18 protein-coding genes are annotated in these 14,092 nt (G+C 66.7%); 8 read left to right on the top strand and 10 right to left on the bottom strand.

The window, feature by feature from the left end; genetic code table 11:
* The first annotated feature begins 150 nt into the window (after positions 1-150).
* The 4 genes from CCS01_RS09485 to CCS01_RS34160 all read left to right on the top strand — a co-directional run bounded on the left by CCS01_RS09485 (position 151) and on the right by CCS01_RS34160 (position 1,311).
* Entirely contained in the window at positions 151-501 is a 351-nt protein-coding gene (locus CCS01_RS09485) for a toxin-antitoxin system HicB family antitoxin (RefSeq protein ID WP_104518588.1), read from the top strand.
* An 86-nt stretch (positions 502-587) separates the two neighbouring features.
* Complete coding sequence (locus CCS01_RS09480) at positions 588-911, top strand: nucleotidyltransferase domain-containing protein (RefSeq protein ID WP_104518587.1); 324 nt, start codon at positions 588-590, stop codon at positions 909-911.
* Positions 908-1,216, top strand: coding sequence for a HEPN domain-containing protein (locus CCS01_RS36020; protein ID WP_158258314.1), 309 nt, complete (start codon positions 908-910; stop codon positions 1,214-1,216). The genes CCS01_RS09480 and CCS01_RS36020 overlap by 4 nt, the downstream gene beginning before the upstream one ends.
* Complete coding sequence (locus CCS01_RS34160; protein WP_170114627.1) at positions 1,141-1,311, top strand: hypothetical protein; 171 nt, start codon at positions 1,141-1,143, stop codon at positions 1,309-1,311. Before CCS01_RS36020 ends, CCS01_RS34160 begins: the two co-directional genes overlap by 76 nt.
* Here CCS01_RS34160 and CCS01_RS36315 read toward each other — a convergent pair.
* The 8 genes from CCS01_RS36315 to CCS01_RS09445 all read right to left on the bottom strand — a co-directional run bounded on the left by CCS01_RS36315 (position 1,259) and on the right by CCS01_RS09445 (position 8,843).
* The gene (locus tag CCS01_RS36315; RefSeq protein WP_456307597.1) at positions 1,259-1,483 is read right to left on the bottom strand and encodes a hypothetical protein; all 225 of its coding nucleotides are present in this window, start codon (positions 1,481-1,483) and stop codon (positions 1,259-1,261) included. The genes CCS01_RS34160 and CCS01_RS36315 overlap by 53 nt on opposite strands.
* Positions 1,484-1,505: 22 nt before the next feature.
* Positions 1,506-2,078, bottom strand: a complete 573-nt coding sequence (locus CCS01_RS09475) for a HEPN domain-containing protein (protein ID WP_104518586.1) — start codon at positions 2,076-2,078, stop codon at positions 1,506-1,508.
* Complete coding sequence (locus CCS01_RS09470; protein WP_104518585.1) at positions 2,075-2,398, bottom strand: nucleotidyltransferase domain-containing protein; 324 nt, start codon at positions 2,396-2,398, stop codon at positions 2,075-2,077. Before CCS01_RS09470 ends, CCS01_RS09475 begins: the two co-directional genes overlap by 4 nt.
* A gap of 331 nt (positions 2,399-2,729) precedes the next feature.
* Entirely contained in the window at positions 2,730-3,548 is an 819-nt protein-coding gene (locus CCS01_RS09465) for an enoyl-CoA hydratase/isomerase family protein (protein WP_104518584.1), read from the bottom strand.
* Between the two features lie 224 nt (positions 3,549-3,772).
* Entirely contained in the window at positions 3,773-5,167 is a 1,395-nt protein-coding gene (gene lpdA / locus CCS01_RS09460) for a dihydrolipoyl dehydrogenase (RefSeq protein WP_104518583.1), read from the bottom strand.
* On the bottom strand, positions 5,164-6,570 hold the full coding sequence (locus tag CCS01_RS09455) for a dihydrolipoamide acetyltransferase family protein (protein ID WP_104518582.1): 1,407 nt from the start codon (positions 6,568-6,570) through the stop codon (positions 5,164-5,166). Before CCS01_RS09455 ends, lpdA begins: the two co-directional genes overlap by 4 nt.
* A gap of 2 nt (positions 6,571-6,572) precedes the next feature.
* Positions 6,573-7,586 (bottom strand): alpha-ketoacid dehydrogenase subunit beta, encoded by a 1,014-nt coding sequence (locus tag CCS01_RS09450; RefSeq protein ID WP_104518581.1) that lies wholly within the window; start codon positions 7,584-7,586, stop codon positions 6,573-6,575.
* Positions 7,587-7,589: 3 nt separating this feature from the next.
* Positions 7,590-8,843, bottom strand: a complete 1,254-nt coding sequence (locus CCS01_RS09445) for a 3-methyl-2-oxobutanoate dehydrogenase (2-methylpropanoyl-transferring) subunit alpha (RefSeq protein WP_104518580.1) — start codon at positions 8,841-8,843, stop codon at positions 7,590-7,592.
* A 139-nt stretch (positions 8,844-8,982) separates the two neighbouring features.
* Between CCS01_RS09445 and CCS01_RS09440 the strand changes: the two genes are divergently transcribed.
* The gene (locus CCS01_RS09440; RefSeq protein WP_158258313.1) at positions 8,983-9,498 is read left to right on the top strand and encodes a GFA family protein; all 516 of its coding nucleotides are present in this window, start codon (positions 8,983-8,985) and stop codon (positions 9,496-9,498) included.
* Between the two features lie 237 nt (positions 9,499-9,735).
* Here the strand turns inward: CCS01_RS09440 and CCS01_RS09435 are convergent, their stop codons facing one another.
* The gene (locus CCS01_RS09435) at positions 9,736-10,521 is read right to left on the bottom strand and encodes a phosphatase PAP2 family protein (protein ID WP_104518578.1); all 786 of its coding nucleotides are present in this window, start codon (positions 10,519-10,521) and stop codon (positions 9,736-9,738) included.
* Between the two features lie 827 nt (positions 10,522-11,348).
* Here CCS01_RS09435 and CCS01_RS09430 point away from each other — a divergent pair.
* The 3 genes from CCS01_RS09430 (at position 11,349) to CCS01_RS32645 (ending at position 13,045) form a co-directional block, all read left to right on the top strand.
* Positions 11,349-11,708: a carboxymuconolactone decarboxylase family protein gene (locus CCS01_RS09430; protein ID WP_239992078.1), complete on the top strand. Its 360-nt coding sequence runs from the start codon at positions 11,349-11,351 to the stop codon at positions 11,706-11,708.
* Positions 11,709-12,051: 343 nt separating this feature from the next.
* The gene (locus CCS01_RS09425; RefSeq protein ID WP_104518576.1) at positions 12,052-12,531 is read left to right on the top strand and encodes a ferritin-like domain-containing protein; all 480 of its coding nucleotides are present in this window, start codon (positions 12,052-12,054) and stop codon (positions 12,529-12,531) included.
* Between the two features lie 127 nt (positions 12,532-12,658).
* On the top strand, positions 12,659-13,045 hold the full coding sequence (locus CCS01_RS32645) for a hypothetical protein (RefSeq protein ID WP_146101639.1): 387 nt from the start codon (positions 12,659-12,661) through the stop codon (positions 13,043-13,045).
* A 404-nt stretch (positions 13,046-13,449) separates the two neighbouring features.
* Here CCS01_RS32645 and CCS01_RS09420 read toward each other — a convergent pair whose 3' ends face one another.
* Complete coding sequence (locus tag CCS01_RS09420; RefSeq protein ID WP_104518575.1) at positions 13,450-13,887, bottom strand: IS110 family transposase; 438 nt, start codon at positions 13,885-13,887, stop codon at positions 13,450-13,452.
* Between the last annotated feature and the right edge of the window lie 205 nt (positions 13,888-14,092).

Genomic DNA, 14,092 nt, shown 5'->3' with positions numbered 1-14,092 from the left:
ACAGCCTCGTCCAGGCGGCCAAAGCCAAGGCCCGGGGCTACCGCTCCTCCCGCAACCTGAAGGCGATGATCTACCTCATCGCGGGTAAGCTCGAACTCGCCCTACCCACCTGAAACAGCGAGGAACCAAAAAAGTGGTCGGAGCGGCGGGATTCGAACCCACGACCCCCAGTCCCCCAGAACCTACTCCGGAAAGTTCATCGTGCGCGTCCTGCCCGAGTTGCACCGGCGCCTTGTCATCGAAGCGGCGGAGGCGCAGGTCAGCCTCAACCTGCTGGTGAGCCACCGGCTGTCGATCACCACCACGGGCTCCGGCTTGCCGGGCGCAGCGCCGAGGCCTCCTCAGGCCCCCGGGCCGCAGCGCAAAAAGGCAGAGGATCCGGGAACGACCGGCGACGCCGCCCCGGCGCGCGGGGCCGGAGGCGGCGTTTCAGGCAAGCGCGCGCGGACGAGGCACGGACGGAAAACAGCGCCCGCGAAGCGCCCGAAGGACGCGGCCTGACCGGCGATTGCAGCGACCGATCCGTTCGATCCGGTAGCCTCCAACACAGCGCTGCGGTAAGAACGACGCGGCGCGAAAGAAAGACCATGCCGGGCGACACGACGACCGACCCTGTCCTGACCCGCTTCCGCACCGCCGTCCGAGACCTCTACAGCGACCGGCTGACCCGCGTCGTGCGGTACGGATCACGCGCCCGCGGCGACCATCATCCGGACTCCGACTACGACATCGCCGTCTTCCTGAACGACCTTCCCAACCGGGCAATCGAAATGCGCCGGCTCGCGGAGATCGAACCCGGCATTCTCTTCGATACGGAAGCCGTCATCAACGCATTGCCCTTCCCGGCCGCTGCCGACCGGGAACAAACAGGATTTATGAACGAAATCCGTCAGGACGGGCTCGACCTGTGAAAGCCGGAACAGCCGATTATCTCGCCAGGGCGGAGGAATGCCTGGACGCCGCAAGAAGAATCATCGACATCCAGTTGCCCGCGGTGGCGGCAAAGGAAGCTTATCTCGCCGCGTACCACGCGGCGCAGGCGTTCGTGTTCGATGCCTCCGGCAAAGTCGCCAAGACCCACAGCGGCATGAGGACTCTCTTTGCCCGAGCCGCAATGGACGACCCCGCATTGACGCCCAGTTGGCATCCCATCTCGCCAATGCCTACAAATTCAAGGAGGTCGCGGACTACGCCGTTGGCTCTCAAAGCGTGGTGACACTGGAGGAGGCGGAGGAGGTCATCGGCATCGCGGCCCGCTTCATCGACACGATCTCCCACCTGCTCGCGCCACGTTCACCGTCGGATAGTTGAGCGCAGCGGTCCGGATCGGCGTGCCAGACCTCTCGAACAACTGCCTTGCCCCGCGCGCCGATCCCTGAGCAACTTTGCCGACAACGAAGTCAACATGCACGGCATCATACGAAAACACGATCCGCCCCGCGTCGTCCGTCTCCAGAATATCCGCCTTCAGTAGCGCCTGCACGTCCCCATGCACGGTCTTCACGTCATGCCCGACCGGCCGGGCGGCGCTTGATCGCCTTGATATCCGAAACGCCAATGGTGACCGTGTTCACAGGCTTTCCCTCCAAGCCTCTGCGTCGCCCAGGAGTTGGTTTGCAGAGTGTCCAGGTCGATGATCTGGTGCGGTACTTCCCCATCGCCGATATGCTTGCGGTCGCCTTTGCCGATCCCGCATCAACCATCCTGTCCGAGCGCCGAAGTTGAATGCACGCAATTGTCGCAAGCGCCTCGGTCGCCTGTTCGCAGGATACCTCGGCACCCGGGCCGGTTTCGTAATCGGCAATACCCTTGAGCTGATAGGTGCGCCCAAGGAACGTGCGCAGTCCGGTATCGAAGCGCGGATCATCCCTGGTGAGCCGATGCAGTTCCGCGCTGACGCCTCGATGGGTCTTCACCGAACGATCGGTCTTCTCGGAGATCAACGCCTGGGCGGCATGGAAGCCGGCGAGGTACGCCGTGCGCCCTGCCGCATCATGAGGCTGCATCGCCAGCATCACCTCCGCTTCGCGGAGCAGACGGCGAGCCTTGGCAAGGAAATATCCGGTTTCGGGCGTCAGAGGTCGATTCCCTCGCGGCGGATTTCCCGCATGAGCGGCGTGCGCTCATCGTAGGCGTCAGCGCGGTAAGCCATGGCATGAACGAACGCGCCCGTCTCGCCGATGACATCGGTGCTCAGGTCAGCCAGCCGATTCAATTCCGCGGCCCGGTCGTCCATATCGCGCAGGAACACCGCGACATCATAGTCGGACTCCGGCCGTGCATCGCCGCGCGCGCGGGACCCGAACAACACCACGCGGTCGAGGCGATCGCCGTACAGCTCTCCAAGCCCCAGGCGGAACCGGGCGAGCACGGGATCAGAAACGATTGGCGCATCCATCGATGGTCCCTGGAACTGGCCGGGCAGCCAGCAGCACCCTCGGCCGAGCGACAACACTATCTTAGCATGGACAGGCTTTCCCGCTCAAATGTCTGATCCACGCTGCCCTTCCGCCACACAAACGGGATGCGCCGGCGGGGCGCTTACCGGCCTCGTCACCGGCTGCAGCAGCGCCGGCGTCCCGGCCGGCACCGGTCCCACCGGTGCCCGGGCATTGCTGCTCGTTTGCTCGCACACCCTCCACCAGCGCGGCACCGCTGGCCACCCCGAGCCGTCGCATCGCCTCTTGGTGATCAAGGCTGGTTCGCCCTGGACCGAGCCTGCGGCACCGCTACGCCCCGGTGAAATTCGGCCGCCGCTTCGCCGCGAACGCCGACACCGCCTCCTGGTGATCCTTCGACAGGTTCGACTGCGTTTCCAGGCTGAGGCTCAAATCCATGGTGGCATGCGCGATCTGCCGCAGCGGGATATTGATCACCTGCTTGGTCCAGCGGATCGACTTCATCGCCCCGGCCGAAAGCCGCCGGGCGAGGCCATAGACCTTCCCGTCCAGTTCCTCCGCCGGCACCACGTGGTTGATCAGGCCGATGCGGTGCGCTTCCGCGGCGGTCATCAGATCGCCGGTGAACAGGTATTCCTTGGCCCGGGCGAAGCCGATCAGCTGCGGCCAGATCAGCGCGCCGCCGTCGCCGGCGACCAGGCCGGCGTTGACGTGCGGATCGCCGATTTTCGCCGTGTCGGCGGCGATGATGATGTCGCACATCAGCGCCACGGTGGCGCCCAGCCCGACGGCATGGCCATTCACCCGCGCGATGATCGGCTTGTCGCATTCCAGCATGCGGAAGATGATCCGCTTGGCTTCCGGCAGGCTGGTGGCGTCCCACAATTCCGGCCGATCGATCTTCTGCTGCATGGCGATGACATTGCCGCCGGCCGAGAAGGCGCGCCCGGCGCCGGTCAGCACCACCACGTTCACCTCGGGGTCGTCGTGCACGTCCTCCCAGATCCGCGAGAACGAGTAGTGCATTTCGGCGGAGAAGGCGTTCAGCGACTCCGGTTCGTTCAGGGTGATGGTCATCACCTTGTCCTGCTTCTCGACCTTCAGCCCGCCGTACTGGCTGTAGTCGTACACCTTGTCGAGCGGTGGCATGTCGTTTTCTCCCTTGCCGGTGTCGGCTGCATTGTGACGCGGCTTTGGCGAAACGTCACGCCGGCACCCGGGACTCCACGCGGCGGCCTGTCCGCCTTCAGGCAAGGCGCCGCGGCTGCCAATCGTGACTACAAAGCAACAACTTTGCCGCACGCTCCCCCGTTCAACGCTCTCGAGGAACGCCCGGCCATCCGCCGTCACGGTCGTCTTTTTAGCGCATCGTGTCAGATGTGAATCGCGTGGCCAAGCGCACACAGCGCTGCCTCCTGCACCGCCTCGCCCTGCGTCGGATGCGCATGGATCGTGTCGGCCACGTCCTCGAGCCGCGCCCCCATTTCCAGCGCCAGGCCAAACGCGGCGGACAGTTCCGAAACGCCGTGCCCGACCGCCTGCACGCCGAGAACCAGGTGGTTGTCGGCGCGCGCGACGATCCGCACGAACCCGTCCTCCGCCGCCTTCGTCATGGCGCGGCCGTTGGCGGTGAACGGGAATTCGCCAATGCGGATCTCATGCCCGCCGCTCCGCGCCGCCTCGGGTGAGGCGCCGACGGCAACGATTTCGGGGTCGGTGAAGCAGATCGCGGGAATGGCGACCTTGTCGAACACACGGCGTTCGCCGGCAATGATCTCGGCCACCATCGCGCCCTGCGCCATCGCGCGGTGCGCCAGCATCGGCTCCCCGGTGACGTCGCCGATGGCCCAGACGTTGCGCATCGAAGTGGCACAACGGTTGTCGATGCGGACGAACGCGCCGTTCATGCGCAGATCCAGCCCCTCAAGCCCGAACCCATCCGTATTCGGCCGCCGCCCCACCGCAACCAGGATGCGATCGGCCCCGATCTCCCGCGTGTCGCCATCCGGCATCCGCACCACCACGGCGTCGCCGCCCGACGCAAGCCCCTGGGCAGTGGCCTCGGTCATGACCGTGACGCCAAGCGCGGCGAGACGGCGTGCGACCGGGCGCGTCAGGTCCTCGTCGTACAGCGGCAGGATGCGCTCCATCGCTTCCACCACCGTGACCGTCGCGCCAAGCTTGGCGAAAGCGGTGCCAAGCTCCAGCCCGATATAGCCCGCGCCGATGACCGCCAGCCGCTCCGGCACGCCGGGCAGCGCCATCGCTTCCGTCGAAGAAATGACCGGCCCGCCGAACGGCAGCGCCCGAAGTTCCATCGGACGCGAGCCGGTGGCCAGCAGGACATGCTCGGCGCGGATCGTCTGCGGCGCGGTGTCCGTCTCCACCCGGCAGGTCTTGCCGTCGAGCATCGTTCCATTGCCACGCACGATGCGCACCCGGCTGCGCTTCAGCAGCGCCGCGACGCCGCCGGTCAGGCGCTCGACGATGCCGTTCTTCCAGGCGATCGTCTGCGCGAAGTCGATGCGCGGCCGTTCCACGTGCAGGCCGAAGCGCGACTCGCCGCTGGCCGCGACCGCGTCGTGATAGGCCTCGGCGGCATGGATCAGCGCCTTCGAGGGAATGCAGCCGACATTCAGGCAGGTGCCGCCGAGATAATCGCGCTCCACCAGCACCGTATCGATGCCAAGCTGCCCGGCGCGGATCGCCGCGACATACCCACCGGGGCCGCCGCCGACGACCAGAAGTTTGGCTGTCATGTCGCTCATGCCGGCGTCTCCATGAACAATGTCGCGGGCGTTTCCAGCAAGCCGCGGATGCGCTGGATGAAGCGCGCCGCGTCATGCCCGTCGATGATGCGGTGATCGAACGACGAGGACAGGTTGACCATCTTGCGCGGCACGAAACCCCCATCCTGCCACACCGGCCGCACCATCAGCTTGTTGACGCCGATGATCGCCACCTCCGGCCGGTTGACGATGGGCGTCGAAACGATCCCGCCAAGCGCGCCGAGGCTGGTGACGGTGATCGTCGAGCCCGCCAGTTCCTCGCGCGCCGCCATGCCGGACCGCGCCGCTTCCGACACGCGCCTGAGTTCGGCCGCACAGCCCCACAGGTCGCGCGCCTCGGCATGACGCACGACGGGAACCATCAGCCCGTTCGGCGTCTGCGTCGCGATGCCGATATGCACGCCGCCGTAACGGTGCAGGATGTCGGCCTCGTCGTCGTACAGCGCGTTCATCAGCGGGAACTCGGCCACCGCCTTCACCACGGCGCGCATCAGGAACGGCAGGATGGTCAGCCGCGTCCGTTCCTTCGCCGCGCCGTTCAGCGCCGCGCGCAGGTCCTCGAGCGCGGTGACGTCCACTTCCTCGACATAGGCGAAATGCGCGACACGGCGCTTCGACTCCGCCATGCGCTGCGCGATCTGCCGGCGCAGGCCGACGATCCGGATGTCCTGCACCGTGGTGTCCGCGGTACGGCCGGCAACCTTGACCGCCGCGCCGCCGGTGCCGCGCAGGAAGGCATCGAGGTCCTCGTGCAGGATGCGCCCGGCCGGCCCGGTGCCGCGCACCTGCCGCAGATCCACGCCGGCATCGCGCGCCCGCTGGCGCACCGCCGGGGAGGCGAGGGGTTTCTCGCCCGGCGCCCGCGGCGGCCCGGGGCGGAACGCAATCGGCGCCGAGGCCCCCGGCACGGACGGTTCGACCGGCGCATGTTCGACCGGCGCATGTTCGACCGGCGCATGTTCGACCGGCGCATGTTCGACCGGCATACGTTCAGTGGGCGCCCGCTCGATGGGCGCACCGGGCAACGGCCGCGCAAGCGGCGCCGGCCCGGGCGCCTTCTTCCGCGCAAGCGGCGGCTCGGCCTCGTCCACCGCCGGCGGGGCTGCCTTCGGCGCGGGCGGCTCGGCGTCGTCCGGCGCCCCGGGCACGTCGAGCCGCATCAGTTCGCTGCCGACGGCAATCGTCGCGCCCTCGCCGCTGCCCAGCGCGAGCACGGTGCCGCCGACGGGCGCGGGGATTTCCACCGTCGCCTTGTCGGTCATGACCTCGGCGAGCACCTGGTCCTCGCGCACGATATCGCCGACGGCGACGTGCCAGCCGACAAGCTCGACCTCGGCGACGCCTTCGCCGATGTCGGGAACCTTGATGATGCGCGTGCCCACGCTCAGTCCTCCATCACCGCGGCCAGGGCGCGGACGACGCGGGCGGGGCCGGGGAAGTAGTCCCACTCCTGCGCATGCGGATACGGCGTATCCCACCCGGTGATGCGCTGAATCGGCGCTTCCAGGTGGTGGAAGCAGCGTTCCTGCACCTGCGCGGACAGTTCCGCGCCGAAGCCGGAGGTGCGCGTCGCCTCGTGCAGGATCACGCAGCGGCCGGTTTTCGAGACGGACCGTTCAATCGCGTCGGTATCCAGCGGCACCAGCGTGCGCAGGTCGATGATCTCGGCATCGACGCCGGCCTCCTCCACCGCCGCTTCGGCGACGTGAACCATGGTGCCATAGGCCAGCACCGTGACCGCGGCGCCCTCGCGCCGGATGGCGGCGGTGCCGAGCGGGATGGTGTAGTGGCCGTCCGGCGTCTCGCTCAGCGGATGCCGCGACCAGGGCACGACGGGCTGGTCGGGATGGCCGTTGAACGGGCCGTTGTACAGCCGTTTCGGCTCCAGGAAGATCACCGGATCGTCGTCCTCGATGGCGGCGATCAGCAGGCCCTTGGCGTCGTGCGGATTGGACGGGATCACCGTCTTGAGGCCCGCGACGTGGGTGAACAGCGCCTCGGGGCTCTGGCTGTGCGTCTGGCCGCCGAAAATGCCGCCGCCGGTCGGCATGCGCACCACGATGGGGGCGTAAAAGTCCCCGGCCGAGCGGTAGCGCAGGCGCGCCGCTTCAGAAACGATCTGGTCGTAGCCCGGGTACATGTAGTCGGCGAACTGGATCTCGGCGACCGGGCGCAAGCCGTATGCGCCCATGCCCACTGCGACGCCGATGATGCCGGTTTCCGAGATCGGCGTGTCGAAGCAGCGGGACTTGCCGTGGCGGCGCTGCAGGCCCTCGGTGCAGCGGAACACGCCGCCGAAATAGCCGACGTCCTCGCCGAACACCACCACGCGGTCGTCGCGCGTCATCATCACGTCCAGCGCGTCGCGGATCGCCTCGATCATGGTCATCTGCGGCATGGCTCAGATCCCCATCTCCTGCCGCTGCTCGCGCAGGTGGCGCGGCATGTCCTTGTAAACGCCTTCGAAGATCGTGGACGTGCTGGGCTTCGGGCCGTTATGCAGCGTGCCGTGCTGCTCGGCCTCGCGCGCGGCGGCCAGCACCTCGTCGTCGATTTCCGCCTGCAACTGCGTCTGCCGTTCCGCGCTCCATTCGCCGATGGTGATCAGGTGCGCCTTGAGCCGCTCGATCGGGTCGCCGAGCGGCCAGGCGGCGCTTTCCTCGCGCGGGCGGTACTTCGACGGATCGTCTGACGTCGAATGCGCCCCGGCGCGGTAGGTGACCCACTCGATCAGCGTGGCGCCGAGGTTGCGCCGCGCCCGCTCGACCGCCCATTTGGCGGCGGCGTGCACGGCCAGGTAGTCGTTGCCGTCAACGCGCAGCGACGGGATGCCGTAGCCGTGCGCCCGCGCCGCGAAGGTCGCGTTCTCGCCGCCGGCGATCAACTGGCTGGTCGAGATCGCCCACTGGTTGTTGACGATGTTCAGGATCACCGGCGGCCGGTAGACCGAGGCGAACACCAGCGCGGCGTGGAAGTCGCTCTCCGCCGTGGAGCCATCGCCGATCCAGGCGGCGGCCACACGGGTGTCGCCGCGGATGGCGGACGCCATCGCCCAGCCGACGGCCTGGATGTACTGCGTGGCGAGATTGCCGGAGATGGAAAAGAACCCCGCCTCACGCGACGTATACATCACCGGAAGCTGGCGGCCCTTCAGCCGATCGGCTTCGTTCGAGAACACCTGGTTCATCATGTCGACCAGCGGCCAGTCCTGGGCGATCAGCAGGCCCTGCTGGCGATAGGTCGGGAAGTTCATGTCGCCCTTCTCCAGCGCCGTCTCGAAGGCGCAGGCGACCGCCTCCTCGCCGGTGCACTGCATGTAGAACGAGGTCTTGCCCTGGCGCTGCGCCATCATCATGCGGGCGTCATAGGCGCGCGTCTTCATCATCGCGCGCAGCCCGGCCTTGAGGAACGCCGGGTCCAGCGCTTCCGCCCAGGGACCGACGGCCTCGCCCTGGCGGTTGAGCACGCGGACGATGGACCAGGCCAGATCGTGGATCTCATGCGCACCCACGGTGACGTCGGGGCGCCTGACGCTGCCGGCCCTGGGGATGGCGACCTGGCTGAAGTCGGGCTTGCTGCCCGGGCGCACAGCCGGCTCGGGCACATGAAGCGAGAGCGGCGTCGCGGCCCGCTCGGACGCTTTGATCTCGTTCATGGCCACGCACGCTTATCCATCGTTCATGTCCCATCCTGTCGGCCGGCCCGGCGTGGCAGCTTATTCCCCCCTTGGCGCCCCGATCCAATGCCGTCGCCTCGACCGGCACGGCCGTTCATATCGATAAAGTATGCAAACAATGCCCGGGTTTGCACAGACGGCTTCGCCGGCCCGCGGCGGCCGGGCGACGGCGCGGCTGGACTCCGGGCGGCGAAGGATCGAGACTTGCCCGATGGAACACCAGGGTGGTTGTCACTGCGGCAGCCTTCGTGTGCGGGTGTGGCTGACGAAACCACCGGCCGATATGCCGGTGCGATCCTGCGCCTGCTCGTTCTGCCGCGCGCATGGCACCCGCACGGTCTCCGATCCCGCGGGCCGGGCGGAGATATGGGCTGAGTGGCCGCTGGTGCAGGAATACCGGTTTGGTTCCGCTACGGCCGACTATCTGCTCTGCCGCAGGTGCGGCGTCTATATCGGGGCGGTGGGCGACACAGCGGCCGGATTTCGTTGTGTCATCAACACGCTCTGCCTGGATGACCGGGCGGCGTTCGTCCGGCAGGCGAGCCATCCGGACTATGACCAGGAAACCGTCGAGACGCGACTGGCCCGGCGCGCCCGGAACTGGATGCCGGCGCTGGTCCACACTGTCCGGTAAGCCCAAGCGGCGCACGTGGTGCCCGGTGTCTGCCCGGGCACAGGCTTCGGGCCGCCCATGCAGGTCTTTGCCGCGATCAGCACCGCAAGGCGCGGATAGTCCGCCTGTGCTTATTATATCGGCACAGGAGCCATCGCGTCGCCGGAGCAATCTCCGCCCGCTGCGCCGTATAGTTCAAGATGGCGTGATATCTAGATCACCCGGCAGCGCGAACCGTATCACAAACGCGTTCTATGATCACACGTCGTCGTCACACCGTTTCGGATGCTCCGCTGCCAGCAGAAACAGGTAGCCCACGGTTCCCCCAAGCAGGCATCCGCCAATCAGGTCCGAGACAAAATGCGCCTTGCTCGCGACCAACGCATAGCCGACGCCAAGGCTGGCAAGGATCCAGGGGATGCGCATCCATCGATAGCGAATCCATACGAAGGGCGCGATCGACCACATGGCCGTCATGTGGCCAGAGGGGAACGAGCCGTTGCGATGGAACGGATGGAAATCCGCGAAAGGCAGCGTCTGGTACCAGTACCACTCGCCGGGCCCCATGCGGCCGAGCAGAAATTTGGCCTCGGTTTTCAACGTCAGTGCGACGCAGCAGGCGAGGCCGGCGAACAGCACGCGGCGCCAGAACAGCGGCACCTCGCCCCGTAGCGCCCGGATCGTGCCGATGACGACCACGCTCGCCGAGGCGGCCGCCAGGATCGTCACGGGCAAGAACCCCAGACGGTGGCCATGCGAGGACACGGCGGGATGCTCATACATGAAGCGGGCGACCGGTTGATCCACGAACGCGATACACAGCAGGATCGCGGCGGCGGAGAGGACGGACCAGATCGCCCAGCGGCGCACGCCTGTAGGGGCCCGTCGCCACCACACCGGCCTGGCGACAACGCTCTGTTCCGGTAGCCGATCGGCGGGAAGCTCGAACGGACTCATCAGGCCTGTGTCTCGTCGGCGGGAAATACCATACCATCGTCCCTGTGCAGTGTCTGGGGCAAGGGCAGAGTGTGAGGCCGAAATCATCAACTACGAAATCAATTTCGGCTTCCCGACGGACGCCAGGCGCATAAGAATCGATGATTCTGCAGCGATAGATCAATTTTGATTGATCGGTCCGTGCGGCACACCCCTGAGCCTGGGCTACGGCGATCGTACATCTGTGGGATGAGTTTTCACAACGCTTGTTCACGGCATCAGCCTGCCCCGCGGCAATGGAGACCGTCCTGGAGGCTCTGCTACCGCTCGCCACCCGGAAACGTCCGTGCCGGTTGATTCTGCTGTGATTTTCAACACGGAGAAAGCGCGGAGGGCCACGGAGACCGGGCCGGGCGACAAGCCAACCCGTTCGCACCAACTCCGTGACCCTCCGGGCCCTCCGCGCTTTCTCCGTGTTGAGAGCCGATCGGCGCCCCACGCACCGGCGCGACCTCGACCCAACGAAAGCGACGGCCGATCCCGATGCCGCTCAACCAGACGGGCCACGGGAATGGAGACTGGACCTCCGGCGAGCGGTACGGGGACAAGGATGACACGCGATGCGTCCCTGTTCTGGTGCCTCGAAGCCAGATTGTTCCGGAGATGTACGACTGCCGTAGGAGCCAGGGCGGCTGGGCATGGCAATCCGTCTCTCTGGATCCCGGCCGATCGCGTCACGACCGCGCCAGTATGCCTCGCCGACAGGACGGCCTGTCCCGCGCCACTCTGAACGGCCACGGTTGTTCAACCTGCACTTCCGGGTTGTGGCGGCGGCCGGGCGGCTGGTTTAGCCTTGGCATCGAACAAGACGAGCGAGGGTTCACATGGCAACCGTGCGGCTGTGGACGGACGACGACGTCGCGCAGGACCCGGCCGTGAAGGCCGTGTTCGACGACATCCGGCGGGTTCGCAAATCGGATTTCATCAACAACTTCTGGCGCGCCCTGGCCAATGATGCGGCCACCTTGAAGCGCACCTGGGAAAGCCTGAAGGCGATCATGGGCGGGGAGGGGGCGCTCGATCCCCTGACCCGGGAGCTGATCTACATCGCCGTCTCGGCCGCGAACGGCTGTTCCTACTGCATTCATTCGCATACGGCGGCCGCGAAGCAGAAGGGCATGACGGAGGCCCAGCATATGCACCTGCTCGCCATCGTCGGCATGGCTTCGGAGACCAACAATCTCGTCACAGCCATGCAGGTCCCGGTCGATCCGGAGTTCCTGGTCGGCGCGTGAAGCACTCGGCAGTCCCGTTCGGCGGCCGCGCTGGCTGTCGTCGCACGCCTGGCCGGGCGTGGCGTGTCGTCTGCCACGGTGCCGGCTGCTGGCCGGCGCATGACGTCGCTTCGGCGAAACGTCAGGCAGGCGAGGGCAACCCGGGCCGGTCGCGGCGATTGTCGCACTGCCGGCAATCCATGTCGTGAATCCGACGCGCCAAAGCCGATCGGCCTTGCAATAACTCTTTGAAATGTCGCCCCCCAGACCTGGCACATCGTTTGCACTCGCTGCGGATGGAATTTTTCGCGGCATCCAACCGGACGGCGTTGGCTGCCGCGCTGCGCACAAGGAGGAACAGGTGATGCGTTCCGTTGAGGAGTTTCTGGCCTACGCCATCGCGGTCGAGCGTGAGGCCGCGGACCGGTTCGGGCAACTGGCCGACGCGATGGAAGCCTATGGCAACAAGGAGGTGGGATCGCTGTTCCGCCGCCTGTCGGACTACTCACGGCTGCATCTCGCCGACGCCCAGGCGCGGGCAGGGTTCCGCTCGGTTCCCGACATGAAGCCCGACGAGTATGTCTGGCCGGGCTTCGAAAGCCCGGAGACGGCGGCGATCTGGGCGGCGGATCCGTTCATCGGGCGCGGCCAGGCGCTGGAGATCGCCCTGGAGGCGGAAACATCCGGCCAGGTGTTCTACCAGACCGTCTGCGACACCACGGACGATCCCGAGATCAAGGTCCTCGCCGAGGCTTTCGCCGAGGAGGAAAGCGGCCATGTCGCCGAACTGCGGAAGTGGATCGCGGCCCACAAGGCGGGGCTGGTACAGCCGGCCGACGCCTGACACGGCCTGTGCCCGCACCGTTCCGGCGCGCCAGTGCAGCCGGCGCGGGTGCGGACCGATCAGGCAGCTGAGATGTGCTTTGACAGCAATGATTCAGCAGGCCTGCGCTGCCTTGGGACCTGGAGTCATGATTGACGTCGATGCTGCGATGGCCATGACCGGCGGCACGGTGCTCATGGGGACCGGGAAGCAGCGTCTTTTGTTGCGCCGATTGATCGGCCGTTCAGGCGCCTTGTTTGATGAACACCGCACCACGACCGATGCCAGGTCAATGCGGCCGCAGGCCGCCCGAATCCCTGCTCTGCGTGCTCTGCGCCCCACTCCGCGATCTCTGCGTCGAATCGCGGTGACCGGGGCGCCATCGGCGCTTCGGGTTGGGCGGCCCATCGGCAACGCAGATTTTTGTTCCGGCACCGGATTTTTCAACGCAGAGATCGCAGAGCGGGGCGCAGAGCGCGCAGAGAAGAATTTGTTGCGACCTGCGGTCGCGGTGGCTCGACGGCACGCGCCGTGACCATGTGACAGTCCTGAGGCTGACGTTCAAGACAATGCAGACCAGTTCAACAAAATACCCGCCTTCCCGCGGAACCCGGGTACCGCTTTCATCCCGCGTGTCGTCGCCCATCAACCGGGCGCGCGTTATGCTCGGAAACCTGCGGCTTCCAGGTATTTAGTCAGAACCCAGTGCCGTCGGCCGGTTCGATTACAATTCATTTCGTTACATTATCGCAAAAGATGTTCAAACGACTGCCATATCTGCTTCGAAAATAGTGCCCCGGACGCTGCCGCTATGAGGCTGCCTGGTGCGGCTGTGGCCCGTCCTCCGTGGGCTGAATGGCGACGACATAGCCCAGACGCTGCAGCCGGCGCTTCAGGTTGGCGGCGGTGCGGGTGCGGTCGGCGTTATCGAGGTAAGCCTCACCCAGTTCGTGACAGCCGACGCCGCGGCTGAGCATGTGACAGGCGGCGACCAGGATCCTGTGGGCAATCGCCAGCGCCGCCCGCATGGCGCCGCGCCTTGAGGCAGACCACCTCGGCGATCCCCTCGGCGTCCTTGATCTCGGTCTTGCGCCCCGGCACGTTCTTCATGTGCCGGGCGTTGCCGACGATCAACTCGACTGCCCCTTCCAGCACGGCGTAGACCGGGCGCCAGTCGACGCCGGTGCTCTCCATGCCGAGATGGGTCACGCCCTGCTCCGTGAGCCAGTCGCGCAAGGCTTGCAGGTCATCGGTCATCGTCCCGAAGGTGCGGGTCTGCTTCCGGGGGCGCCGGCCCGTCTCGTGGATCAGGACACACCCCACCACGCTGGCCTGGTGCACATCCAGACCGGCACAGCGCTCGATCAGTCGCTCCATGGTGGCCTCCACGTTCACACACGACCGAGGCGCCGCAGGTAGCAGACAGATCCGGCTTCCCGTGCTTCCCGTGCTTCCCGTGCCCGGGAGCGACAAAGTGGGGTACCTCAACGCAGCGCGGGCCGGACTGCTACACGGGGTCGCCAAGCCACCGCAGAGACATCAGCCTCGAGACGATCGTGCCAGCAGCTTGGCTCGCACCGGC

The sequence above is a fragment of the Rhodopila globiformis genome (genome assembly GCF_002937115.1).
GTDB classification, from domain to species: domain Bacteria; phylum Pseudomonadota; class Alphaproteobacteria; order Acetobacterales; family Acetobacteraceae; genus Rhodopila; species Rhodopila globiformis.
Note: the sequence above shows the minus strand (reverse complement) of the source record. Positions and strands in the feature narration are given on the sequence as shown.